Origin of the sequence: Salmonella sp. SAL03688 (genome assembly GCF_046551895.1) — a bacterium.
Taxonomy (GTDB): Bacteria; Pseudomonadota; Gammaproteobacteria; order Enterobacterales; family Enterobacteriaceae; genus Salmonella; species Salmonella enterica.
In genome coordinates this window covers 261790-287195 of sequence record NZ_JBGDVI010000003.1, presented here as the reverse complement: position 1 = coordinate 287195, position 25406 = coordinate 261790, and the positions used below count along the sequence as shown (strand labels likewise).

The window sequence follows — 25406 nt, the reverse complement described above, 5'->3', positions numbered from 1 at the left end:
ACTTACGCGTCGCGGTTCAGCCAGACCATATACTCCGTGACGCCTTCGGCGACGGTCTTAAAGGGTTTGTCGTAGCCCGCGTTGCGCAGATTGGTTAAATCCGCCTGCGTAAACGCCTGATAGCGACCTTTCAGCTTATCCGGGAACGGAATGTATTCAATGCTGCCTTTTTTATGGTATGCCAGCGTCGCGTCGGCGACGGCCTGGAAAGATTCCGCACGGCCTGTGCCCAGGTTAAAGATGCCGGACTTGCCGCTTTCCAGGAACCACAGGTTAACGGCGGCCACATCGCCCACGTAAACGAAGTCGCGCTTGAAGTTTTCGCTGCCTTCAAACAGTTTCGGGCTTTCGCCGTTGTTTAACTGTGTATTCAGATGAAATGCCACGCTTGCCATGCTGCCTTTATGGCCTTCACGTGGTCCATAGACGTTGAAATAGCGGAAACCGACAATCTGCGAGTTCGCTTCTGGCAGGATCTGGCGCACATATTCATCAAACAGGAATTTAGAATAGCCATAAACGTTAAGCGGTTTTTCGTATTCGCGTGATTCGATGAAATCAGACGTGCGACCGCCATAGGTGGCGGCAGAAGAGGCATAGAGGAACGGGATTTCGCGCTCAAGACAATAGTGCAGCAGCTCTTTGGAGTATTGATAGTTATTATCCATCATATACTTGCCGTCCCACTCGGTGGTGGAAGAGCAGGCGCCTTCATGGAAAATAGCTTCGATATCGCCGAGCTCTTCTCCGGACATAATCTGGATCAGGAAATCTTCCTTATCCATATAGTCAGCAATGTTCAGATCCACCAGGTTTACAAACTTGGTGCCGTCTTTCAGGTTATCCACCACCAGAATATCGGTGATACCTTTATCATTCAGGGCCTTAACGATATTGCTGCCGATAAAGCCCGCGCCGCCGGTAACGATGATCATAACTGTAACCTTTGAATTATGGTGTCAGAGACTGTCTCAGACATGAATGCTCTTATCATAACACTATTCATCCATTCACTGATAACCCGTGAGGATACGCGTGATTTATGCTGCATTTTAAAGAAGTGATGACGCGTCATCTCGTATCAACGTATCGCTTTGGGTAATATGTGCTGAAATTTGCCCAGTCTGGAGAATCGCAATGCGTGGGGATTTTTACAAACAGTTAACCAACGATCTGGAAACCGCCCGGGCGGAAGGATTGTTTAAAGAAGAGCGCATTATTACGTCTGCGCAGCAGGCGGATATCACCGTGGCGGATGGAAGCCACGTTATTAACTTTTGCGCCAATAACTATCTCGGGCTGGCGAATCACCCTGAGCTGATTAATGCCGCAAAAGCGGGCATGGACAGCCACGGTTTCGGTATGGCGTCCGTGCGTTTTATCTGCGGCACCCAGGACAGCCACAAAGCGCTGGAGCAAAAGCTGGCAAGCTTCCTCGGCATGGAAGATGCGATTCTGTACTCCTCCTGTTTCGATGCTAACGGCGGCTTGTTTGAGACGTTGCTGGGCGCGGAAGACGTTATTATTTCCGACGCGCTGAATCACGCGTCTATCATTGACGGCGTGCGTTTGTGTAAAGCGAAGCGCTATCGCTATGCCAACAACGATATGGCAGAGCTGGAAGCGCGGCTGAAAGAGGCGCGTGAGGCCGGCGCGCGTCATGTCCTGATCGCCACCGACGGCGTGTTCTCAATGGATGGCGTCATCGCCAATCTGAAAGGCGTCTGTGATCTGGCCGATAAATACGATGCGCTGGTGATGGTTGATGATTCTCACGCGGTAGGCTTTGTCGGCGAAAACGGTCGTGGTTCCCATGAATACTGCGACGTAATGGGCCGCGTAGATATTATTACCGGTACGCTGGGCAAAGCGTTAGGCGGCGCATCCGGCGGCTATACCGCGGCGCGTAAAGAGGTCGTTGAGTGGTTGCGTCAGCGTTCCCGCCCATATCTGTTTTCCAACTCCCTGGCGCCGGCGATCGTGGCGGCTTCTATTAAAGTGTTAGAGATGGTGGAAGCGGGCGCAGAACTGCGCGATCGCTTGTGGGCGAACGCCCGGCAGTTCCGTGAGCAGATGTCTGCCGCGGGATTTACGCTGGCAGGCGCGGATCACGCCATCATCCCGGTAATGCTGGGAGATGCGGTTGTCGCGCAGAAATTTGCCCGCGAACTGCAAAAAGAGGGCATTTACGTTACCGGTTTCTTCTATCCGGTCGTACCAAAAGGTCAGGCGCGTATTCGTACCCAGATGTCTGCGGCGCATACGCCTGAGCAAATTACGCGTGCGGTAGACGCGTTCACGCGTATTGGTAAACAACTGGGCGTGATTGCCTGAGGATGTAAGATGAAAGCGTTATCCAAACTGAAAGCGGAAGAGGGCATCTGGATGACCGACGTTCCGGAACCGGAAGTCGGCCATAACGATTTGCTGATTAAAATCCGTAAAACAGCCATCTGCGGTACTGACGTTCACATCTATAACTGGGATGACTGGTCGCAAAAAACCATCCCGGTTCCGATGGTCGTGGGGCATGAATATGTTGGCGAAGTGGTCGGCATCGGTCAGGAAGTGAAAGGCTTTAAAATTGGCGATCGCGTCTCCGGCGAAGGTCATATCACCTGCGGTCATTGCCGCAACTGCCGTGGCGGTCGTACTCACCTGTGTCGCAACACCACCGGCGTGGGCGTCAACCGTCCCGGCTGCTTCGCGGAATACCTGGTCATCCCGGCGTTCAATGCGTTTAAAATCCCGGATAACATTTCTGATGATTTAGCCTCTATTTTCGACCCGTTTGGTAATGCGGTGCATACGGCGCTGTCTTTCGATCTGGTCGGCGAAGATGTACTGGTGTCGGGGGCGGGGCCAATCGGTGTAATGGCCGCCGCAGTGGCGAAACATGTCGGCGCGCGTCATGTGGTGATTACTGACGTCAATGAATACCGTCTGGAGCTGGCGCGTAAAATGGGCGTCACCCGCGCGGTCAACGTCGCGAAAGAGAGCCTGAACGACGTCATGGCGGAGCTGGGAATGACCGAAGGGTTCGATGTGGGTCTGGAGATGTCCGGCGCGCCGCCGGCGTTTCGTACCATGCTGGACACCATGAATCACGGCGGTCGTATTGCGATGCTGGGGATTCCGCCATCAGATATGTCTATCGACTGGACAAAAGTTATCTTTAAAGGCTTGTTCATTAAAGGTATTTATGGTCGTGAGATGTTCGAAACGTGGTACAAAATGGCGGCGCTGATCCAGTCCGGTCTGGATCTGTCACCGATTATCACCCATCGTTTCTCTATTGATGATTTCCAGAAAGGTTTTGACGCCATGCGTTCAGGCCAGTCAGGAAAAGTTATTCTGAGCTGGGATTAATATGTATAGAGACCCGATGATATTTATCGGGTCTGATATACGTTTCATCGTAAAAGGTTGGTGTCATTCACCAACCTTTTTTGTTAGGGAAAATCTGGAAAGTCGTAAAGAATTGTCATAGACATCAAGCATTCGTAATTGCGCTTTACTCTTATTTTACTCGCTAACGTCACGCTCTAATCTGAGTTTTGTGCTTGCTTTTTACTGTAAAAATTAATTATGGCGGCTTAATAGTTTCTTAATAGAGCCGCAGTATAAAGGCAGGGTAAATTAAGGTTTTTCTGGTAATCGTTATGAAAAATAGTAAAACCAAAGTGAGTATCATTGTCCCGTTATATAATGCGGGAGCGGATTTTAATGCTTGCATGGCGTCGTTAATTGCGCAAACGTGGTCGGCGCTGGAAATTATTATTGTGAATGATGGATCGACGGATCATTCCGTTGAGATAGCAAAACATTACGCGGAACATTACCCATATGTTCGACTGCTTCATCAGGCCAATGCTGGCGCATCTGTCGCCCGTAATCTTGGCCTGCAAGCAGCGACCGGCGATTATGTCGCCTTTGTCGATGCAGATGACCTGGTCTACCCGAAGATGTATGAAACGCTGATGACCATGGCGCTTAACGATGATCTGGACGTTGCGCAGTGCAACGCGGACTGGTGCGTCCGAAAAACCGGGCACGCCTGGCAATCTATTCCGACCGATCGTCTGCGTTCCACCGGGGTATTAAGCGGACCGGATTGGTTGCGTATGGCGTTGGCCTCGCGACGCTGGACGCATGTTGTCTGGATGGGCGTTTATCGACGTGCGTTAATTACCGATAACAATATTACTTTCGTTCCCGGACTACATCATCAGGACATATTATGGTCGACGGAAGTTATGTTTAATGCCACGCGCGTACGTTATACCGAACAATCATTATATAAATATTTCCTGCATGATAATTCGGTAAGCCGTTTGCAAAGACAAGGCAATAAAAATCTTAATTATCAGCGGCATTATATTAAAATTACGCGGTTATTAGAAAAGCTCAATCGTGATTATGCCCGTCGTATTCCGATTTACCCGGAGTTTCGCCAGCAAATTACCTGGGAAGCGTTACGCGTTTGTCATGCGGTACGTAAAGAGCCTGATATTTTGACCCGCCAGCGTATGATTGCCGAAATTTTTACTTCTGGCATGTATAGACGGATGATGGCTAACGTCCGCAGCGCGAAAGCGGCTTATCAGACGCTGCTCTGGTCTTTCCGGCTGTGGCAATGGCGCGACAAAACCTTGTCACACCGTCGTATGGCCCGTAAGGCGCTCAATCTGTCTTAGCGCTCACGTTTTTAGGCGCGGCGATTTTCCCCCAGCCTTGCCACTGGTGCTGAAACCAGACAACCACGGAACTTTGCGTAATGCTCTCGCCGATGACGCTGAAAAAGCGCGTAGCGTAGACCGGTTGCAGCGGTTTTTTCGGCTTGCACATCTTCACGCCGCGAAAGGGATTGCGCGGTGCGTCAATTTTCTGCGGCGTTACACCAGGTCGGGACGTATCTACCTGCGGTTCGTTGAGCAGGCTGCCTGGGCGTACCAGGGTGATATCCGCCGGCAGGCGATAAACCATCTGTTGCAGCACGCGAACCGTTGCGGGATGCGGATGACCAATCGCGATAGCGGAACCGTTGCGACGGGCCAGTTCGATAGCGCGATTAAACTGACGGCGGATATCCGCCTCGTTTTGCGTATCGTCGAGGAACACTTTGCGCTTGATCACTTTCACACCCGTACCGGATGCCGCGCGCATCGCCTGGCTATTGCCAATCGTCATGCTGTCGAGAAAATAGAGATTGTAATGTTCCAGCGCCTGCATAACTTTTTGCATACCGAACAGGCTGGAAGTCATTGCGCTGCCCATGTGGTTATTAAGCCCGACGGCATACGGCACGTTGTTTACCGCCTCGCGGATAATGCGCTCGATCTCATCGCTGCTCATATCTGGTCGCAGCGTATCCTTCTCCAGCGGCTGTTTGCTTAGCGGCGCCATCGGCAGATGGATTAACACCTCATGCCCGCTATTGTGCGCTTTAGTTGCCATTTCGCGCGCGTGCGGCGCGTTGGGCAGTACGGCGACGGAGATGTTTGGCGGCAGCGCCAGAACCTGGTTTTCCGTGTGCGGGCGATAGCCAAAATCATCAATCACGATGGCGAGCTTGCCAGCGAAAACGGGATGTGCAAACGCCAGCAAAGTGGCCAGCGTGAGAATGGAGCGACGAAACTGAGGCAAAACTTATCTTCCCAACCACGGCTGTGGATTGACGGCCTGACCCTGGCGACGAATTTCGAAATAAAGCGAGGGTCTGCCCTGACCGCCGCTACTGCCCACAAGGGCGATAGGTTGTCCGGCGCGCACCTGCGCGCCTACGCTGACCAGCGCGCTCTGGTTATAGCCGTAAAGGCTCATATCACCTTTACCATGCTCCACGACCACCACCAGGCCATAGCCTTGCAGCCAGTCCGCCAGAATCACCCTGCCGTCGGCGATGGCTTTGACCTCGGTGCCTTCCGACGCGCCGATCACCATCCCCTTCCAACGTAGCTCACCCTGCAGCCGTTCGCCATAGCGATGCAATATCGGGCCGCGTACCGGCCAGTATGCCTGACCGCGAGGCGCGCCCAGACCGCCGGTGCGGGACATTAGCGAACGCTCGCTTTCCGTCGGCTTATAGGTGCTGCCTTTACGCGAGGCTTCCTGCTGCTTATCGCGTACCGCCTGCGCTTCGCGGGCTTCACGCTCCGCTCGCGCTTTGGCCGCCGCTTCCGCCCGCGCGATACTGTTGCGTAGGCGTGATTCGTTGGCGCGTAGTTCGCTTAACTGTTGCTGGCCTTGCTGAATAGACGACTCCAGTCCGGCAAGCGTTTTCTTACGTTCATTACGCGCCTGCTCCAGCTTCGCCTGTTGGGCGCGCTGCTCATACAGCAACGTTTGTTGTTGGCTTTGCTTCTCTTCCAGCTCGGCTTTTTGCGTGGCGACCTGTTCGCGAGTCTGTTTCAGTTCGGCGATAGTCTCCTGGCGCGCCTGGTTCAGATAGCCGAAGTAGGCCTGCAGGCGTTGCCCACGCTGGCTTTCTTCTCCGCTAAGAATAAGCTGAATGCCGGTGTGTTCGCCCTGGCGGAAAGCGGCGTCCAACTGCGCGGCAAGATTACGCTCCTGGCTGGCTTTTTGCTGCTCCAGTTTGGCAATTGAGGCGTTCATCTCATCAATTTGCGCGTTTAACTGATCCAGGGTGCTTTGCGTTTCGCGCAACTTACGTGCTGCGGCCGAGATGGCCTCTTCCTGAGCTTTCAGTTGTGCCAGGAGGCTGGCGCGTTGTTGCTGCTGCTGGCGTACGTCGCGTTCTTTCGCGGCGATATCGGCCTGAATAGATTTGAGTTGATCGCGGTCATCCGCGTGGGCGGAAAAGGCGCACAACAATACGCCAGCGCTAAGTACGCTGGCGTAGAACAAAGGCCTGACTGAAAACGTTCTTGGTTTCACGGCCTGTTGAATGGTGTTAATCGCCTTTCCCCTCATGGGGAGGGATTATTCCACGATGAACAGCGGCTTACCAGTCATCTCTTGCGGGATTTCCATCCCCATCAGCGACAGCATGGTAGGCGCAATGTCTGAAAGTTTGCCGCCTTCGACCGCCTTCACGTTTTTCTCGCCGACATAAATCAGCGGCACCGGCAGGTTGGTGTGGGCAGTATGCGCCTGACCGGTCGCCGGATCGCGCATCTGCTCCGCGTTGCCGTGGTCCGCGGTAATCAACAGTTGTCCACCAACGGACTCAACCGCTTTTGTTACCTGTTCAATGCAGTTATCCAACGCTTCCACCGCTTTGATGGCGGCTTCCATCACGCCGGTATGACCGACCATATCGCCGTTTGGATAGTTACAAATGATGGTGTCGTACTTACCGCTTTCGATCGCCGCGACCAATTTTTCAGTCAATTCTGCAGAGCTCATTTCCGGTTGCAGGTCATAAGTGGCCACTTTCGGGGAGTTGATCAGAATGCGCTCTTCACCAGCAAACGGTTCTTCTACGCCGCCGTTAAAGAAAAAGGTTACGTGCGCATATTTTTCCGTTTCGGAAATACGCAGCTGAGTTTTGTCGTTTTTCGCCATCCATTCGCCAAAGGTATTCGCCAGCGACGCTGGTGGGTAGGCAACGGCAGTTTTGATATCGGCGGCGTATTCGGTCAGCATCACGAAGTTCAGATTAACCACCTTCTTACGCGCAAAGCCGTCGAAATCAGCATTAACGAAAGCGCGGGTAATTTCGCGCGCGCGGTCAGCGCGGAAGTTCATGAAAATCAGCGTGTCGCCGTCTTCCATCGCCGCATCAGCCTGGCCCTCGGCGCGGATAACGGTCGCTTTGACAAACTCATCGTTTTCATCACGAGCGTAAGCGGCCTGCAGGCCAGCCACGGCGGTATCCGCCTGGAATTCGCCCTGGGCCAGGGTCATCAGATCATACGCTTTTTCCACGCGATCCCAACGGTTGTCGCGGTCCATAGCGTAGTAACGACCGACGATAGACGCCACGCGGCCTTTGCCCAGCGCGGCGAATTTGTCTTCGAATTTTTTCAGCGAGGCTTCAGCGCTGCGCGGCGGCGTGTCGCGACCGTCGAGGAAGGCGTGCAGATAGATTTTTTCTGCGCCGCGCTCTGCGGCCAGCTCCACCATCGCCATAATGTGATCTTCGTGGCTGTGGACGCCGCCCGCGGACAGCAGACCCATAATATGAACCGCTTTACCGGCGTTTTTCGCCTGGTCTACCGCATTGGTCAGGACTGGGTTAGCAAAGAAAGTACGTTCTTTAATTTCAACGTCCAGACGCGTCAGGTCCTGATAAACGATGCGGCCTGCGCCCAGGTTAACGTGGCCCACTTCGGAGTTGCCCATCTGGCGGTCAGGCAGACCCACTTCCAGACCGGATGCGTCGATCAGGGTATGCGGACGTTTTGCCCACAGAGCATCCATCACCGGGGTTTTGGCGTTTAAGATAGCGTTATCCTGCTGTTCTTCACGGTAGCCGTAGCCATCCAGAATCACCAGTACCATAGGTTTTTTAGAAACCGACATTGCGACAACCTCATACTCAATAGACAAAATAATTGCGTAATTTTACTACAGCTGAATCGATAAAATAGCCTCAGAAGATCAAAGAAAGGGATCGCGCTGGCGTGAGAAGGCAAGTAATAGCGTGATTTTTTTTCGTAGCGCCCCGCAAAAATGCATTCCAGTGCACGCTCTGGCTGTATTTGCGCCACTGCACAGGTATACTCCTTTCCTGGTTTTTTAATCACTACGTCGGGAGTTGTTACCCCCCATGCAAGAAATTATGCAATTTGTTGGCCGTCATCCCATACTGAGTATCGCCTGGATTGCGTTACTGGTGGCGGTTTTATTTACCACGTTCAAAGGTCTGACTTCAAAAGTTAAGGTGATTACACGCGGCGAAGCCACGCGCCTTATCAACAAAGAGGACGCCGTTGTTGTGGATTTACGTCAACGTGACGATTTCCGTAAAGGCCATATCGCTGGCGCGACCAATTTGCTGCCGAGCGAAATCAAAGCCAACAATGTTGGCGAACTGGAAAAGCACAAAGACAAGCCGATTATCGTGGTCGACGGTTCTGGTATGCAGTGCCAGGAATCCGCTAACGCGCTGACAAAAGCCGGCTTTGAAAAGGTCTTTGTGTTGAAAGAAGGCGTAGCAGGCTGGAGCGGCGAGAATCTGCCTCTGGTGCGCGGTAAGTGATTACCCGTCGTTTTCATGACGCAAGGGGAATGACTTGCCCTTGCGTCGACATGAAATCCATCGGGTAAAAAACAGGAGCGAAGTCATGGCCAATATTGAAATCTACACCAAAGCAACCTGTCCGTTTTGCCATCGTGCAAAGGCGCTGTTAAACAGCAAGGGCGTGAGTTTCCAGGAAATTGCGATTGACGGCGACGCCGTGAAGCGTGAAGAGATGATCAAACGTAGTGGCCGAACGACGGTTCCGCAAATTTTTATTGATGCACAGCACATTGGCGGTTGTGACGACTTGTATGCGCTGGATGCGCGTGGTGGACTGGATCCGCTGTTGCGTTAAGGCGTACTCAAGTATTTAAGGACAACACTAAAGGGTTTTACACATGTCAGAACAAAATAACACTGAAATGGCTTTCCAGATCCAACGTATCTATACCAAGGATGTTTCTTTCGAAGCGCCAAACGCACCGCATGTTTTCCAGAAAGATTGGCAGCCAGAGGTTAAACTGGATCTTGATACGGCATCTTCCCAACTGGCGGATGACGTTTATGAAGTTGTGCTGCGTGTTACCGTAACGGCTTCCCTGGGGGAAGAAACCGCGTTCCTGTGCGAAGTTCAGCAGGCCGGTATTTTCTCCATCAGCGGTATTGAAGGTACTCAGATGGCGCATTGCCTGGGCGCATACTGCCCGAACATTCTGTTCCCGTATGCTCGCGAGTGCATCACCAGCCTGGTTTCACGCGGTACGTTCCCGCAACTGAACCTTGCGCCGGTCAACTTTGATGCGCTGTTCATGAACTATTTGCAGCAGCAGGCTGGCGAAGGTACTGAAGAACATCAGGATGCCTGATGAACCAAAGTAATGCGTCAATGACAGTCATCGGTGCCGGCTCGTACGGCACCGCTCTTGCCATCACTCTGGCGAGAAACGGCCACCAGGTTGTCCTGTGGGGCCACGACCCAAAACATATCGCGACCCTGGAGCACGATCGCTGCAACGTCGCGTTCCTTCCCGATGTGCCTTTTCCCGATACGTTACACCTGGAAAGCGACTTAGCAACCGCGCTGGCGGCCAGTCGTAACATTCTGGTGGTGGTGCCAAGCCATGTTTTCAGCGACGTGCTGCGGCAGATTAAACCGCTGATGCGTCCGGATGCGCGTCTGGTATGGGCGACCAAAGGCCTGGAAGCGGAAACGGGGCGCCTGTTGCAGGATGTCGCTCGCGAGGCGTTAGGCGATCAAATCCCGCTGGCGGTGATTTCCGGTCCGACGTTCGCTAAAGAGCTGGCGGCGGGTTTGCCGACGGCAATCTCGCTGGCCTCAACCGATGAGACCTTTGCCGACGATCTCCAGCAACTGTTGCACTGCGGAAAAAGTTTTCGCGTCTATATCAATGCGGATTTTATCGGCGTGCAGCTTGGCGGCGCGGTGAAAAACGTGATTGCGATTGGCGCGGGGATGTCTGACGGCATCGGCTTCGGCGCGAACGCCCGCACGGCGCTAATCACGCGTGGACTGACCGAAATGTCGCGGCTTGGCGCAGCGCTTGGCGCCGATCCCGCCACCTTTATGGGGATGGCGGGCTTAGGCGATCTGGTGCTGACCTGTACCGACAACCAGTCGCGCAACCGTCGTTTTGGCATGATGCTTGGCCAGGGCATGGACGTTAAAGGCGCGCAGGATAAGATTGGCCAGGTGGTCGAAGGCTATCGCAATACGAAAGAAGTTCGTGAATTGGCGCACCGTTTTGGTGTTGAAATGCCAATAACCGAGGAAATTTATCAAGTATTGTATTGCGGAAAAAACGCGCGCGAGGCAGCATTAACGTTATTAGGTCGCGCCCGCAAGGAAGAGCTGAGTCGCCACTAGCCGTAAGGAACTGTTTGCATAAACGACCCAACCCGCACAGAACGGGTTGGTCGTTTTCTGCCCGTCTGGAGTAAGCCATGCCGTGTGAAGAACTGGAAATCGTCTGGAAGAATATTAAAGCTGAAGCCCGCGCTTTAGCTGACTGTGAGCCTATGTTGGCCAGTTTTTATCACGCCACGCTACTCAAGCATGAAAATCTGGGCAGTGCGCTGAGCTATATGCTGGCAAATAAACTGGCTTCGCCCATCATGCCCGCTATCGCTATCCGTGAAGTAGTTGAAGAAGCCTATGCCGCCGACCCGGAAATGATCGCGTCGGCAGCCTGCGATATTCAGGCCGTGCGCACTCGCGATCCGGCGGTGGATAAATACTCCACGCCGCTGTTATATCTGAAAGGCTTTCATGCGCTACAGGCCTACCGCATTGGCCACTGGTTGTGGAATAAAGGTCGCCGCGCGCTGGCTATCTTCCTGCAAAATCAGGTTTCGGTCTCGTTTCAGGTGGATATTCACCCGGCAGCGAAAATTGGCCGCGGGATTATGCTCGACCATGCCACCGGTATTGTGGTGGGGGAGACGGCGGTTATTGAGGATGATGTGTCGATCCTGCAATCCGTCACCCTGGGCGGTACCGGGAAAACGAGCGGCGATCGTCATCCTAAAATCCGCGAAGGCGTGATGATTGGCGCGGGCGCGAAAATTCTCGGCAATATCGAGGTGGGGCGCGGCGCGAAAATTGGCGCAGGTTCCGTCGTTTTACAGCCTGTCCCGCCGCACACTACCGCCGCAGGCGTTCCGGCGCGTATTGTCGGCAAGCCGGGCAGCGATAAGCCGTCGATGGATATGGACCAGCATTTCAACGGGATACACCATACGTTTGAGTATGGCGACGGCATCTGAATTGCGCGGTACAACTAAAAAACGCTGTTCCGATGGAGTGCAATCCCGGAACAGCGGAGCGAAGAATTCGCAATGTGGACAATCAGGCTGCGGATGATGTCAGCGTGATGCGATCCAGCGGGCCGACGATAAACAGATATGAAATGAGACCAATAAGTCCCATCGAGCCAACGTATAAAATGGCAAAGTCGAACGACTGAGTATTGGCAAGAATCACGCCGATGACTAGCGGCGTAACGATGCTTGCCATATTGCCGCACATGTTAAATACGCCGCCGGCAATACCCAGAACTTCCTTCGGCGAGGTGTCGCTGAGTACGCACCAGCCCAGGTTACCAAACCCTTTGGCAAAAAAGGCCAGACTCATCGCCGCAATGACCACAAATTCTGAAGAGGTGTAGTTGGCGATCACAATTACGCAAGAGAGCAACATACCGCAGATAACAGGCAGTTTCCGCGCGACGGTAAGGCTATAGCCGCGTTTGAGCAGCCAGTCGGAGAAAACGCCGCCGAGCAGGCCGCCAATAAAACCGGCAATGGCTGGAATACTGGCCACAAAACCGACTTTTAGAATCGACATGCCTTTCGCCTGGTACAGGTAGGTCGGGAACCAGGTCAGGAAGAACCAGGTGATAGAGGTGACGCAGAATTGCCCGATGTAAACACCGATCATCATCCGGTTAACACAGACGGTTTTAATCTGCGCGAACGTTATTTTCTGCGGCTCCTTTTTACAGCCCAGAGAGGGCTCGCCACCACCGCTACGAATATAGTCAATTTCCGCTTGATTAACTTTTGGATGGTGCATCGGATCTTTGACTTTCATTAACCAGAATATACCGAGCATCACGCCAATAGCGCCAATATAATAGAAGACAAAATGCCAGCTTAAATTATGCAGAATGATCGTCATTAGCGGGGTGATAATGCCCAGCGAGATATATTGCGCAGCCTGATAAACTGAAGTAACGAAACCTCGTTCATTATTGGGAAACCATTGTACGCTTAAACGACTGTTCGCCGGAAAGGCAGGCGCTTCAATCGCGCCCATCAGCAGACGTAGAATAACCAGTACAATTAATGGGCTGCCATACAGATAGATCGTTCCCTGAAACATGGTTACTAACGACCAGCCAATCAATGCGCAACCGTAAACCAGTCGTGAACCGTAGCGGTCTAATAGCCAACCACCGGGTAGTTGCATAATGACATAGGCGATACCAAATGAGGAGAAGGCCAGGCCCATCGCTTCCGGATCAAAACCTAATTCTTTACTCATTATTGGGGCAACTACGGATAGAGTTGCGCGATCCGCATAATTAAATACGGTAGCAAGAAATAAAAATATAAGAATGGTATGACGCACTTTTGTGCGCTTTATTATTGTGTTCATTATCTACTCCTCAGATAAGGGCAGAATGCATCCTGTAAGGTAAGAGAGGCGGGACGGATTCCCGCCAGTCGGGTTAAGGGCGTTTGCCAAATTCACATGTTAATTGTGTCCAGCGGCGCGCTTGTTCACTGAGCGTGAAACCCAGACCATGACGATCGGAAATCCACATGCGGCCATCGCGCAGCTCAAGTTGCTCGTTGAATAATGGGTTCAGCCACTCGAAATGTTCCAGCCACGGCTCCAGGGGATACGCTGCGGAAAGGTGCAGGTGTACTTCCATCGCAAAGTGCGGCGCCAGCTTACGCCCGTGTTTCGCCGCCAGATCCATAATCTTCAGGAACGGAGAGATACCGCCGACACGCGGCGCATCTGGCTGAACGAAATCGCTGGCATTGCCCAGAATCAACTGCTCGTGTTCCCGGAAACTGGTCAGCATTTCCCCGGTGGCGATAGGCGTATCCAGCGCGGCAGCAAGCTGGGCGTGGCCTTCGATGTCGTAAGCATCTAATGGTTCTTCAATCCAGATAAGATTGAACTGTTCCATTTTACGCCCCATGCGGATAGCCGTTTCGCGATCCCACTGCTGGTTAGCGTCAACCATTAACGGGAACTCATCCCCAAGCGCTTCACGTACTGCGGTTAAGCGGCGAATATCCTCAGCGCAGTTGGGTTGTCCGACTTTCAACTTAATACCGCCAATGCCATTTTCGCGGGAAATCACCACATTTTTTAGCACTTGATCGAGCGGTGTATGCAAGAACCCCCCTGAGGTGTTGTAACACTGAACGGAGTCGCGGTGCGCGCCCAACAGTTTTGCCAGTGGCAGACCGGCACGTTTAGCCTTCATATCCCATAAGGCGATATCGATAGGGGAGATAGCCTGTACCGCCATCCCGCTACGCCCCACCGAGGCTCCGGCCCACAGCAGCTTGGTGTATATTTTGTCGATATCATTGGGGTCTTCGCCCAGTAGATTGTCGGCTATCTCTTTGGCGTGAGCATAAATACCCTGGCCGCCAGCACGTTTGGAGTAGCTAAAACCAACGCCCTCAAAGCCGTCGCGACTGCGGATTTCGGCAATGATGATTGCCACTTCGGTCAAAGGTTTCTGGCGACCGGTCAGTACCTTCGCGTCACTCACTGGCGTCGCCAGCGGTAGAAAAGCCAGTGATAGCTTCACCCATTCGATACGATCGCCGGTTTCTGCCGCGGTTCTGGTATTCGCCGCTTTTGCATACGTTACGGCGTCGGAATTCGCGCTTAAAGCCATTTTTTTTCTCCTGATAATCACAAAATGATTGCGCTAACATTTTTATTATTAAGCGAACACAGGATCCAGAAAGTTGATGTTGATTTGAACATTTGATCACATATGTCGTATAAAAAGCAGGATTTATTGCAAAATGGATCACGATCCAAAAATATCTGGGGAAATGCATAATACAAAATGATGGCGCTATCATTTTGTAATGACTGAGCTTGATAAGCTACTGTATTTACGGCCTTTCCTGATGCGAAGCTGGCAATAGCCGCAGGCATGATGAATAATGCGCGGATAAATCAGCCAATCTTTGCAGGGGCATCAGACGTGAAGAGAACCAAATCACCTCGTGCGCCGACGCTGGAAGATGTAGCACGTAGCGCCGGGCTGTCTCCGATGACAGTCAGCCGGGCATTGAATTCGCCACAACTGGTTCGCCCCAAAACGGTTGAGAAAGTCATGCAGGCGGTTCGCGTCACAGGCTACATACCCAACGCGTTAGCCGGTGGTCTGGCGTCGCGACGGAGTAAATTAATCGCTGTCGTCGTGCCGCAAATTAACAACAACATGTTTGTCGATACCATCCAGTCACTGAGCGATGAACTGGCCCGACGCGGATATCACATATTGCTGTGCGTGGCGGGATATACCGAACAAACGGAAGCGGAGTTGGTGGCGACACTGCTTTCCCGCCGCCCCGATGGCGTGGTGCTTACCGGGATCCATCACACGATAGAACTGAAAAAGGTCATCCTGAACGCGGCTATTCCGGTGGTGGAAATTTGGGACTTAACGCCCACGCCGCTTGATATGCTGGTCGGTTTTTCCCATGAAAAAGTCGGGCAGGCGACGGGGGAGTATCTTCTGAGTAAGGGCTATCGCCGTCCCGGCTTGTTGTGGACCGCCGATCGCCGAGCCGCGCAACGTAAGCAGGGGTTATGTAGTGTTCTTCAACGCCACGCTATTCATGCCGTACCGCAGGTAGATGTCCCCCTTCCGGCATCGCTTTCGCTGGGGCGCAGCGGTTTAAGCCAGCTTTTTGACGAAGGGACGTTTGATGTCATTGTTTGCAGTTCTGATACCCTGGCACAGGGGGCGATGATGGAGGCGGAAAGCCGTGGTTTGCGCATCCCGCATGATTTAGCGGTTATTGGTTTTGGCGACCTTGATTTTGCCGCCAGCAATCGACCGTCAATTACTACCGTAAGCGTTGACAGACGCGCCATTGGCCAGCGCGCCGCTACGCTGTTGGCCGATCGTATTGAACAGAAACCGTGCGCAGAAGCTATTGTGGATATTGGCTTTCATTTGATTGAGCGAGAGTCCGCATAAACGGGAACATGCCATCGGGATCGGCCAGGCCGGATCAGGCGTTAGCCGCCATCCGGCATTGAATATATTACGACCGCAATACCGCGCCGGGATATCCTAACTGGCGCCACGCTTCATACACCACCACCGACACCGCATTCGACAGGTTCATGCTACGGCTATCCGGCATCATCGGAATGCGAATCTTCTGCTCTTTAGGCAACGCATCGAGAATGCTGGCGGGCAGGCCGCGCGTTTCCGGGCCAAACATCAAATAATCGCCATCCTGATAGCTTACGGCGCTATGGGCGGGCGTGCCCTTTGTCGTCAACGCAAACAGGCGCTGCGGGTTTTCGGCGGCGACAAAGGCGGCATAATCGTGATGGCGCTGAACCGCGGCGAATTCGTGATAGTCCAGCCCTGCGCGGCGTAAGCGCTTATCATCCCAGGTAAACCCCATCGGTTCGATGATGTGCAGACGAAAGCCGGTATTGGCGCAAAGACGAATGATGTTGCCGGTATTCGGCGGGATTTCTGGTTCGAAGAGTACGATGTTAAGCATGATGCCCCCTTAAATGCGGGGGGCAGAATAGCAGAAATTTACCGGGCTCTCACGCGCCAGGCGTTCAGGCGACATCGCCTTTGCTCATTGGCGCCAGCGCGGCGGGCAAACTTTTCCCCAGTTCCTGCACCAGTGAATCGCCACTGATTTCGCTAATGGATTTCGCGCCGGTCAGGGTCATGGCGACTTTCATCTCTTTCTCGATCAGGTCCAGCAGGTTGGCGACCCCCGCTTTTCCTGCCGTCGCCAGCGCGTAGAGATAGGCCCGACCCAGCAGTACGGTATCGGCCCCCAACGCAATCATACGCACGACATCCAGCCCGTTACGAATCCCGCTATCCGCCAGAATGGCGATATCGCCTTTCACCGCATCGGCAATGGCGGGCAGGGCGCGGGCGGAAGAGAGCACGCCATCGAGCTGGCGGCCGCCGTGATTCGACACCACGATACCGTCAGCGCCGAAACGTACCGCATCGCGGGCATCTTCTGGATCGAGGATCCCTTTGATCACCATTGGGCCGTCCCAGAATTCGCGTATCCACTCCAGATCTTTCCAGGAAATGGACGGATCGAAGTTATTTGCCAGCCAGCCGATATAGTCCTCAAGGCCGGTCGGTTTACCCAGATAGGCGGAAATATTGCCTAAATCATGCGGGCGACCGTTCAGGCCGACATCCCACGCCCATTTAGGGTGCATGACCGCCTGCCAGTAACGGCGCATGGCCGCGTTTGGGCCGCTCATCCCGGAGTGGGCGTCACGGTAGCGCGCGCCCGGCGTTGGCATATCCACGGTAAAGACCAGCGTGGAGCAGCCCGCCGCTTTCGCACGTTCAAGCGCGTTGCGCATAAAGCCCCGGTCACGCAGCACATAAAGCTGGAACCACATCGGGCGCTTAATGGTTGGTGCAACTTCTTCTATCGGACAGACGGAGACGGTGGAAAGGGTGAACGGAATGCCCTTTGCGTCTGCGGCGGCGGCGGCCTGTACTTCGCCGCGACGGGCGTACATGCCGCACAGACCTACCGGCGCTAATGCCACCGGCATCGACAACGTTTCGTTAAACAGGGTCGTTTCCAGGCTTAAATCGGACATATTTTTCAGCACGCGCTGGCGCAGAGCGACTTGCGACAGGTCTTCCACATTTCGGCGCAGGGTATATTCCGCATACGCGCCGCCGTCGATGTAGTGGAAGAGGAAAGGAGGCAACGTGCGCTGAGCTGCGGCGCGATAATCGCTGGCTGCTGAAATAATCATGATTTATTCTCCCTGGTCATCTCATTATGGTCGCCGGGCAGGCGGGTAATACGCGCCTGGCGGGCCTGGTCTTCATCAAATCGTTTAATCGTGGTGTGGACAAAACTGAGGTGCGCCATCATCGCTTTACGCGCGCCCTCGGCGTTACCGTCCAGAATGGCGTCCATCACTGCCTGGTGTTGTTCCGTCAGCTTTGAGAATACGGGCGGAACGAGATACATACGCTGGCGACTCTGTTTGACGGAGGATTGCAGGACGTCGAAGAAACCGCGCATGGTTTGCAACAGCACCACATTGTGCGAGGCCTCCGCGATCGCCAGATGAAAGCGCACGTCGGCCTGGGAGGCGAGATCCGGGTCTTCGCTGAGCGTCGCATCAAAGCAGAGTCTGATTTTCTCTTTGTCGGCGGCGGTGGCACGCATGGCGGCGTGCCAGGCCGTACTGGCTTCAATGGCGTGGCGGGCTTCCAGAATGTCGAAACTGTAGTCCGGATCGTTCGCCATCAGCATTTTCAGCGGTTGCACGATATTCTGTTCAGACCAGGTTTCGTGCTGCCAGCGGACAAATGTCCCGCCGCCGCGACGGCTCACCAGCACGCCTTCGCTGACCAGCTTCGCCAGCGCTTCGCGTAAAGAGTTGCGTGATACGCCAAGCTGTAGAGCCAACTGGCGCTCGGCGGGCAATTTCATGCCCGCTTCCAGGTTTTGTTCTTCAATCAGCGCCCGCACGCGAGAGGCAATCTCGTCTGACAGGCGTTTTGGCATCACAATCACGGAATCATCCAGGTTAAAACATAGGCCTGAAGCGTAGTGATCACGCCCACCATACAGGTGAAGATCAGGCTGTGTTTGACGGTAAAACGGAACAGATCGGACTCTTTTCCTACCAGTCCCACCGCCGCGCAGGCGATGGCGATAGACTGCGGCGAGATCATCTTCCCGGTTACGCCTCCAGTGGTATTCGCCGCCACCATCAGCACATCAGAGACGCCGATTTGCTGCGCCGCGGTAGCCTGTAGAGAGGCAAACAGCGCGTTAGATGAGGTATCCGAGCCGGTCAGGAAGACGCCCAGCCAGCCGAGGAACGGCGAGAAGAACGTGAAGGCGCTGCCGGTGTGCGCCAGCGCTAACGCCAGCGTGGAGGAAAGCCCGGAATAGTTCGAGATAAACGCGAACGCCAGCACCATGCCGATGGAGTAAATCGGCAACGCCAGCTCTTTCAGCGTGCTGCCAAAGGTCTGGATTGCGGCTGAGGGTTTCATTTTCAGCCAGACGATAGACAACAGCGCGGCAAACAGGATCGCCGTGCCGGTGGCGGAGAACCAGTCAAATTTATACACCGCCGCGTAAGCGGTCGCTTCGTGTACAACCGGCGGCATACGGGCGACCAGTTTATCGAGATACGGTACCGGAACGTTAATTACCCAGTCATACAGCGCGCCGCCGGGGGCAAACAGCGCTTTGAACGGCGGTATGCTCCAGAGAGTGACCGTGGCGGTCAGGAACAGGAACGGCGACCAGGCGCGAACAATTTGCCCTGTCGTATAGCGGGTACGGGCCAGCGTCTGATCGACCTGTGACGCGCCCATATCGCCGAAGCGGAAGATGCGTACCGGCTGCCAGCGTTTGAGGAACAGCGTCAGACACACCAGAGACACCAGTGAAGAGATGATGTCCGGCAGTTCCGGCCCGATAAAGTTGGAGCTGAGATACTGGGCGATAGCAAACGAGCCGCCAGCGACCATCACCGCAGGCCAGGTTTCTTTCACGCCGCGCCAGCCGTCCATAATCGCCATAATCCAGAACAGCACGATAATGGTCAGGAACGGTAGCTGACGACCGACCATCTGACCGATTTCAAAGCTGTCCAGGCCCGTGACCTGTCCGGCAACCAGAATCGGGATCCCCATCGCGCCAAAGGCGACAGGCGCGGTGTTTACAATCAGGCACAGCCCTGCCGAATACAGCGGATTAAAGCCCAGACCCACCAGCAGCGCGGCGGTTATCGCCACCGGCGCGCCGAAACCCGCCGCGCCTTCAAGGAACGCGCCGAAGCAGAAGCCGACAATCAGCATTTGCAGACGTTGGTCGGGGGTAATCGACAGAATTGACGAGCGAATAATGTCAAACTGCCCGGTCTTGACCGAAATTTTATAGACGAAGACCGCGGCGATGATTATCCAGGCAATCGGCCATAGCCCGTAGAAGAAGCCATACACGACCGATGCCAGCGCGTGATCGACCGGCATTTTATAGAACAGCAGCGCGACGGCGAGCGCGATAACCACCGTCCACGAAGCGGCAACATAGCCTTTCAGCTTGAGTTTAATCAGGGCGAAAAAGAAGAACAGGATTGGGAGCGATGCGATCAGGCTGGAAAGCCAGATATTACCCGCCGGGTCATAGTTTTGTTGCCAGAGGTTCATTGCAGGTCTCCTGAGAACCACACGCATAATGGGATGAATCTTTGCTCATCTCGTTGGGGTCACATTATGTGTAAAAGTGGTCCTGCCAATATTGTTGTGTATGGATAATGACAACAAATAGTTAACCAGATGTTATTTATTGGCAACGGTATTGTAGAGTTAATTTAATGAAATGTGAACCTGTGGTCGGATCCAGCGGGAATTGGTAGGACCAATAATTTAGTCAGTCAGAAAGGAAGAACCGGGTAAGCGAAAGTGCCGCCCGGTCAACTTTTAGAATTCTGTTTTATTAAAGCCTGTCATCTCTTTGAGCCCCATTTCCCGGCCCAGCGCCGTCATCGGGTGGACCACGATCAGGCCGCGTACGCTTTTTTTGAGTTTGCCCATATCGGCCTGCTCTTTTTTAGTGATCGCGCGGCGAAACGGCAGGTTCATCAGCTTCTGCGCTTCTTTACTCAGTTTCTGGCTGTGTACTTCGCGCAGACGGATAATTTCTGCTTCCAGCGTCTCTTTTTCTTTTTCCAGCTCCGCGTATTTATCGGCGGATTCAACCAGAGAGAGACCTGCCTGCTGGTGGCGAATAGCGTCAAGACGATCGCTCAGGCGTTTAATTTCGTTTTTTTCGACTTCTTTCATGGGATAGCTTCTGATAGAAATGGGATAGATACCTTATAGTATGCGCGCAGTGAGTGATTCTTCACAACTCATGACGTAAAGATAATCAATTATGGCAAGTATTACACTGCTCATTATTTAATTATCTCGTTGAGAATAAAATCCTTTTTGTCGAAAGAAAAGATGAAGCGCCCTTTTGTCGGCAAGAAAAGCGATTAAGCACATTTTCCTCAATGACAACGCTAAATTGATCCTAAACTCAAATAAGCGACCGCGGGAGTCAGACGCGGGTCCCACATGGAGGATCTATCATGGCAAAAATAGGTGAGAACGTACCACTTCTTATTGATAAAGCCGTCGATTTTATGGCGTCCAGCCAGGCGTTCCGTGAATACCTGAATAAAACGCCGCCGCGTGATTATGTTCCTTCCGAAGTGCCGTCGGAGAGCGCGCCCATTTATTTGCAGCGTCTGGAATATTACCGACGGCTGTACCGACCAAAAGAAGAAGAAAGAGGTTAACGGCGGGATTTACTTTTGAAAGGCCTTTTTTAAGCTGATTTTAGAAATCAGCTCGGTCAGAGAGAGGACCATCGTCGAACGCACCGCCTGCTGGTATCGCTGAATTTGCATGGCGTATAGCGCCGCGTCGGACGTATCAAAATGCGGCGGCGGCGGTAGCGCCATGACGCAGTGCAGTTCGCCAAACGGCCCGAGGATTTCATCGTCGGTAAAGGCGTACTCATTGCCGTCGTGATTCAGCTCTTCGCGCAGCGCCATTAACAGCTCCGCATCTTCATATTCGGTGCGGCTGAGTACGCCCAGACCATAGATAAGTTTCAGACGTACCGAAAGATCGCCCAGCGGCCCGTCGCCGTCCAGCAACGGTTCCACAGCGTATTTCACCGCATAGTCGTCTTTGCGAAACACCTGGAGCACCAGAATATTCACCGCCTCGGTCAATAACTCGACGGCGGTAATCAGGAAGCTCCGTACGGTTTTGCCAGCATTCAGACGCTCAAGCACACGATTTTCAAAGGCCTGGGTTTGTTCCATTATTGCCTGCATATCTGACAATCTGTTATTTGGGCGCAGGCTAACCTGCGCCGGATTCTGCGTCATTTGGTCGCGTTATATGCGTTAACCGCCTCCGCCACCACATCGCTATTGGCATCCAGCCCGGAAATTTGCGCCAGCGCGGCCTGCGGGCCTTTTTCGGTAATCAGAGCCGCCAACTCCTGCGCCTGCGGATCTTCATCACTACGGAAATGCATCGCCGCCGCGATCCCTTTGACCAGATTCACATGCGGCAGACCATATTCCAGGGTGCCAAGCAGCGGTTTGATCAGACGGTCGCCCGCGCTGAGTTTGCGTAGCGGCTGACGACCTACGCGTTCGACGTCATCTTTCAGATACGGGTTTTCAAAACGACCGAGGATTTTCTGAATGTATGCCGCATGTTTGTCGGCATCAAAACCGTAGCGTTTGATCAGCACCGCGCCGCTTTCTTCCATCGCGCCTTTCACCACCGCGCGAATACTCTCATCGAGAATAGCGTCGCGAATGGTTTGATGACCGGCTAATTTGCCGAGGTACGCGGTTATAGCATGACCTGTGTTCAGCGTGAAGAGTTTACGTTCGACAAATGCCATCAGGTTATCCGTTAACTCCATCCCCGGAATGTTTGGCAACGCGCCTTTAAACTGGGTTTTATCGACAATCCACTCGCTGAACGTTTCTACCGTCACTTCCAGCGGATCGTTGGTCGCAGAAGCAGATGGCGGCACAATACGGTCAACGGCGGAATCGACAAAGCCAACATGTTCTTCTACCCATGCTTTGGCGTCTTCCGGTAGGGCATTCATCACATGGCCTTTCAACTGCGTTGTGCCGCGTACCATGTTTTCACAAGCGATGATATTCAGCGGGGCATCCACGCCCTGCGCCTTACGTTTTACCAGCCCTTTAGCGATGGCCGGAGCGATACGCTCAAGCACAACCGGACCCACGGCAGTAGTGATTAAATCAACGTGGGCAATCAGGTCGACAACATCATCGCCGATGCTGCTGACAGCGTTGACGCCGGAAACCGTATCCACCTGCTCATTTTCACCCACAACATGAACCTGATAGCTATGACGGGCATTCAGGGCATCGAGTACGACCTGGTTTACATCCGCAAACGTCAGTTGTATCCCCGCGTCAGCCAGCAGTTTGCCGATAAAGCCACGACCGATATTACCTGCGCCAAAATGTAATGCTTTCATAGTATTAACCTTCATTAATGTTTTTACCCGAGAGGGCTGGGGTGAGGGACTGCATAGATTTCCCCTCAACCTAACCCTCTCCACAAGGGAGAGGATATCGCCTTCATATTTCGAACTGCAGATGCGTTGGCTCTCCTCGCTCACCCCAGTCACGTACTTATGTACGCTCCTGGGGATTCACTGCGTTGCCGCCTTCCTGCAGCTCGAACTATTTTGGGGATACTTAACTGTTAAGCTTTTTTACCTGCCAGCAGTTCCAGCACTTCATCCACGCTGGTGGTGTGCGCCAGACGTTCGATCACGGATTCATCATCCAGCGCGTTGGTCAGGCTGGTGATGACCTGGATGTGCTCATTGTTACGTGCGGCGATACCAATGACCAGACGGGCAATATCGTCTTCTTCTTCACCGAAGCGTACGCCTTCCGGATACTGGCAGAACACCACGCCGGTTTTCAGCACGCGATCTTTCGCTTCCACTGTACCGTGCGGTACTGCGATGGATTCACCGAGGTAAGTCGGCGTCAGCTTTTCGCGGTCCAGCATCGCCTCGACGTATTCCGGCTCAACATAGCCGCCTTTCACCAGTTGTTCACCGGCAAAGCGAATCGCCTCTTCTTTGTTAGCGGCTTTACGGCCCAGGAAGATATTCTCCGCACCCAGTTTGAACAGGTTGTTATCACCCTCTTCAAAGCTGTCTTTCAGATGGTCGCGTACTTTCTCTTCATTAGTATTGTGGCGCTGTGCAGCAACCAGACGTTCGGTCAGGCTGGTGTACAGGCCGCTATCCAGGAAGTTGGTTAGCGAAATATGCTGCGCCTGCGGTACCTGACGCATCGCGCGCTCGGTAAGGTCACGGTGAGTAATGACCAGATCCACATCCGGCGGCAGATTGTTAATGGCGCTGTTGGTGACGGAGATCTGGCTCAGGCCCGCATCCTGTACTTTCTTACGCAGTACCCCTGCGCCCATCGCGCTGGAACCCATACCGGCATCGCAAGCTACGATGATTTTACGCACATGGCTCAGGTCGTTGGTCACGTCGCCAGCCGCCAGCGGAGAGGCGCCTTTAGATTCCGCTTTCATGTCATGCATACGACGGGTGGCCGCCTCAATGTCATCTTCTTCTTTCACTTTGCTGGTTTTCAGCAGAATTGCAGAAACCACGAAGGAGACCGCCATTGCCGCCACGATGGCAGCGATGTTAGCGAAGTAAGCGCCTTTTGGCGTCATCGCCAGTACCGCCAGAATCGAGCCAGGAGAAGCCGGAGAAACCAGACCGCCGTTCAGGATGGTCAGGGTGAATACGCCGGTCATACCGCCGAGAATCACCGCCAGAATCAGGCGTGGGTTCATCAGCACGTACGGGAAGTAGATCTCATGGATACCGCCCAGGAAGTGGATAATTGCCGCGCCGCCCGCAGACTGTTTAGCGCTGCCGCGACCGAAGAACATGTACGCCAGCAGGACGCCCATCCCTGGACCCGGGTTAGCTTCAATCAGGAAGAAGATGGATTTACCCATCTCATGGGACTGCTGGATACCCAGTGGTGAGAAGATGCCGTGGTTAATCGCGTTATTAAGGAACAGGATTTTCGCCGGTTCAACAAAAATGGACGCCAGCGGCAGCATATCGTGCGCCACCATGAAGTTAACGCCCGCCGCCAGAATTTTGGACAGGACTTCAACCGCCGGACCAATACCGAGGAACGCCAGGATGGCGAGGATCATACCGATGATGCCAGCGGAGAAGTTGTTCACCAGCATCTCAAAACCGGATTTGATCTTACCGTCTACCCAACTGTCGAATTTCTTAATGCAGTAGCCGCCTAATGGACCGGCGATCATTGAGCCGAGGAACATCGGCATATCCGCGCCGACAATAACGCCCATGGTAGTGATAGCGCCCACCACGCCGCCGCGTTCGCCGCCAACCAGACGACCGCCGGTATAACCGATGAGCAGCGGCAGCAGGTAGGTGATCATCGGACCAACCAGTTTCGCCAGCGTTTCGTTAGGCAACCACCCTGTTGGAATAAATAATGCGGTGATAATACCCCACGCGATAAACGCGCCGATATTAGGCATCACCATATTGCTGAGGAATCGACCAAAGCTTTGCACTTTGATCTTAATATCGGATGACATAAAAACACCCCTTCTTATGTTGCTGTCGCGCAGGCTGAAAGCCCGAGGTTTGTTAATGTAGCGGCAGAGGTAGCCGGACCCTGTAGTGTAGATACTGCGCAATCTGGCACTGAATCGTTCAACTGTCCAGTCGACGGTCTTTTATGTGATATTCGTCACGTAAATATAGGGTGTATGGCGTTAGTTAATGTGATTTTAATCACAAAATAACGGTACAAAAAAACATCACAGTGCAATAA

24 protein-coding genes are annotated in these 25406 nt (G+C 53.5%); 10 read left to right on the top strand and 14 right to left on the bottom strand.

From position 1 onward, the window contains the following. Positions 1-2: 2 nt before the first annotated feature. Positions 3-935: an ADP-glyceromanno-heptose 6-epimerase gene (rfaD, locus tag ACLJR2_RS04775; RefSeq protein ID WP_000587774.1), complete on the bottom strand. Its 933-nt coding sequence runs from the start codon at positions 933-935 to the stop codon at positions 3-5. Positions 936-1137: 202 nt separating this feature from the next. Here rfaD and kbl point away from each other — a divergent pair, with 202 nt between their 5' ends. The 3 genes from kbl to ACLJR2_RS04760 all read left to right on the top strand — a co-directional run bounded on the left by kbl (position 1138) and on the right by ACLJR2_RS04760 (position 4697). After that, positions 1138-2334: a glycine C-acetyltransferase gene (gene kbl, locus ACLJR2_RS04770; RefSeq protein WP_001213795.1), complete on the top strand. Its 1197-nt coding sequence runs from the start codon at positions 1138-1140 to the stop codon at positions 2332-2334. A gap of 9 nt (positions 2335-2343) precedes the next feature. Continuing rightward, positions 2344-3369 carry an L-threonine 3-dehydrogenase gene (tdh, locus tag ACLJR2_RS04765; RefSeq protein WP_000645990.1) on the top strand — a complete coding sequence of 342 codons (1026 nt, stop codon included), beginning with the start codon at positions 2344-2346 and terminating at the stop codon, positions 3367-3369. A 293-nt stretch (positions 3370-3662) separates the two neighbouring features. Continuing rightward, positions 3663-4697 (top strand): glycosyltransferase, encoded by a 1035-nt coding sequence (locus ACLJR2_RS04760; protein ID WP_000798208.1) that lies wholly within the window; start codon positions 3663-3665, stop codon positions 4695-4697. On the opposite strand, the gene ACLJR2_RS04755 is transcribed toward ACLJR2_RS04760, so the two are convergent. From ACLJR2_RS04755 to gpmM, 3 genes are read right to left on the bottom strand one after another with little or no spacing between them, the layout of a single operon-like run. After that, positions 4684-5646, bottom strand: coding sequence for a divergent polysaccharide deacetylase family protein (locus tag ACLJR2_RS04755; RefSeq protein WP_001135519.1), 963 nt, complete (start codon positions 5644-5646; stop codon positions 4684-4686). The genes ACLJR2_RS04760 and ACLJR2_RS04755 overlap by 14 nt on opposite strands. 3 nt (positions 5647-5649) lie before the next feature. After that, entirely contained in the window at positions 5650-6909 is a 1260-nt protein-coding gene (gene envC, locus ACLJR2_RS04750) for a murein hydrolase activator EnvC (protein WP_058814511.1), read from the bottom strand. 33 nt (positions 6910-6942) lie between these two features. Next, entirely contained in the window at positions 6943-8487 is a 1545-nt protein-coding gene (gene gpmM / locus ACLJR2_RS04745; protein ID WP_000116576.1) for a 2,3-bisphosphoglycerate-independent phosphoglycerate mutase, read from the bottom strand. A 247-nt stretch (positions 8488-8734) separates the two neighbouring features. Between gpmM and ACLJR2_RS04740 the strand changes: the two genes are divergently transcribed. From ACLJR2_RS04740 to cysE, 5 genes are all read left to right on the top strand, one after another. Beyond that, the gene (locus ACLJR2_RS04740; protein ID WP_001156179.1) at positions 8735-9166 is read left to right on the top strand and encodes a rhodanese-like domain-containing protein; all 432 of its coding nucleotides are present in this window, start codon (positions 8735-8737) and stop codon (positions 9164-9166) included. Positions 9167-9251: 85 nt separating this feature from the next. Next, the gene (gene grxC, locus ACLJR2_RS04735) at positions 9252-9503 is read left to right on the top strand and encodes a glutaredoxin 3 (RefSeq protein WP_001273795.1); all 252 of its coding nucleotides are present in this window, start codon (positions 9252-9254) and stop codon (positions 9501-9503) included. A 43-nt stretch (positions 9504-9546) separates the two neighbouring features. Beyond that, on the top strand, positions 9547-10014 hold the full coding sequence (gene secB, locus ACLJR2_RS04730; protein WP_000003370.1) for a protein-export chaperone SecB: 468 nt from the start codon (positions 9547-9549) through the stop codon (positions 10012-10014). After that, positions 10014-11033 carry an NAD(P)H-dependent glycerol-3-phosphate dehydrogenase gene (gene gpsA, locus ACLJR2_RS04725; protein WP_001076596.1) on the top strand — a complete coding sequence of 340 codons (1020 nt, stop codon included), beginning with the start codon at positions 10014-10016 and terminating at the stop codon, positions 11031-11033. The genes secB and gpsA overlap by 1 nt, the downstream gene beginning before the upstream one ends. Positions 11034-11110: 77 nt before the next feature. Next, positions 11111-11932, top strand: a complete 822-nt coding sequence (gene cysE, locus ACLJR2_RS04720; RefSeq protein ID WP_001112113.1) for a serine O-acetyltransferase — start codon at positions 11111-11113, stop codon at positions 11930-11932. An 82-nt stretch (positions 11933-12014) separates the two neighbouring features. On the opposite strand, the gene ACLJR2_RS04715 is transcribed toward cysE, so the two are convergent. Together ACLJR2_RS04715 and ACLJR2_RS04710 are read right to left on the bottom strand one after the other, a co-directional pair. Continuing rightward, positions 12015-13325, bottom strand: coding sequence for an MFS transporter (locus ACLJR2_RS04715; protein ID WP_001092104.1), 1311 nt, complete (start codon positions 13323-13325; stop codon positions 12015-12017). A gap of 73 nt (positions 13326-13398) precedes the next feature. Next, positions 13399-14595, bottom strand: coding sequence for an L-talarate/galactarate dehydratase (locus ACLJR2_RS04710; RefSeq protein WP_001218249.1), 1197 nt, complete (start codon positions 14593-14595; stop codon positions 13399-13401). A gap of 318 nt (positions 14596-14913) precedes the next feature. Here ACLJR2_RS04710 and ACLJR2_RS04705 point away from each other — a divergent pair, with 318 nt between their 5' ends. Beyond that, entirely contained in the window at positions 14914-15918 is a 1005-nt protein-coding gene (locus ACLJR2_RS04705; protein ID WP_001537635.1) for a LacI family DNA-binding transcriptional regulator, read from the top strand. Positions 15919-15985: 67 nt separating this feature from the next. Here ACLJR2_RS04705 and trmL read toward each other — a convergent pair whose 3' ends face one another. The 5 genes from trmL to ACLJR2_RS04680 all read right to left on the bottom strand — a co-directional run bounded on the left by trmL (position 15986) and on the right by ACLJR2_RS04680 (position 20775). After that, the gene (trmL, locus tag ACLJR2_RS04700) at positions 15986-16459 is read right to left on the bottom strand and encodes a tRNA (uridine(34)/cytosine(34)/5-carboxymethylaminomethyluridine(34)-2'-O)-methyltransferase TrmL (RefSeq protein ID WP_000932335.1); all 474 of its coding nucleotides are present in this window, start codon (positions 16457-16459) and stop codon (positions 15986-15988) included. Positions 16460-16523: 64 nt separating this feature from the next. After that, complete coding sequence (gene lldD / locus ACLJR2_RS04695) at positions 16524-17714, bottom strand: FMN-dependent L-lactate dehydrogenase LldD (protein WP_000586989.1); 1191 nt, start codon at positions 17712-17714, stop codon at positions 16524-16526. Next, positions 17711-18487, bottom strand: coding sequence for a transcriptional regulator LldR (gene lldR / locus ACLJR2_RS04690; RefSeq protein WP_000636696.1), 777 nt, complete (start codon positions 18485-18487; stop codon positions 17711-17713). Before lldR ends, lldD begins: the two co-directional genes overlap by 4 nt. Beyond that, complete coding sequence (gene lldP / locus ACLJR2_RS04685; protein WP_001055312.1) at positions 18484-20139, bottom strand: L-lactate permease; 1656 nt, start codon at positions 20137-20139, stop codon at positions 18484-18486. The genes lldR and lldP overlap by 4 nt, the downstream gene beginning before the upstream one ends. Before the next feature lie 273 nt (positions 20140-20412). Then, positions 20413-20775, bottom strand: a complete 363-nt coding sequence (locus ACLJR2_RS04680; RefSeq protein WP_000665688.1) for a YibL family ribosome-associated protein — start codon at positions 20773-20775, stop codon at positions 20413-20415. A gap of 290 nt (positions 20776-21065) precedes the next feature. Between ACLJR2_RS04680 and ACLJR2_RS04675 the strand changes: the two genes are divergently transcribed. Continuing rightward, on the top strand, positions 21066-21275 hold the full coding sequence (locus ACLJR2_RS04675) for a hypothetical protein (protein WP_001062558.1): 210 nt from the start codon (positions 21066-21068) through the stop codon (positions 21273-21275). 9 nt (positions 21276-21284) lie between these two features. Here ACLJR2_RS04675 and mtlR read toward each other — a convergent pair whose 3' ends face one another. The 3 genes from mtlR to mtlA all read right to left on the bottom strand — a co-directional run bounded on the left by mtlR (position 21285) and on the right by mtlA (position 25167). After that, a complete protein-coding gene (mtlR, locus tag ACLJR2_RS04670; RefSeq protein ID WP_000193201.1) occupies positions 21285-21875 on the bottom strand; it encodes a mannitol operon repressor MtlR in 591 nt (196 codons plus the stop codon). Next, on the bottom strand, positions 21872-23020 hold the full coding sequence (gene mtlD, locus ACLJR2_RS04665; protein WP_000645397.1) for a mannitol-1-phosphate 5-dehydrogenase: 1149 nt from the start codon (positions 23018-23020) through the stop codon (positions 21872-21874). The genes mtlR and mtlD overlap by 4 nt, the downstream gene beginning before the upstream one ends. 230 nt (positions 23021-23250) lie before the next feature. Next, positions 23251-25167, bottom strand: a complete 1917-nt coding sequence (gene mtlA, locus ACLJR2_RS04660) for a PTS mannitol transporter subunit IICBA (protein ID WP_000093287.1) — start codon at positions 25165-25167, stop codon at positions 23251-23253. Between the last annotated feature and the right edge of the window lie 239 nt (positions 25168-25406).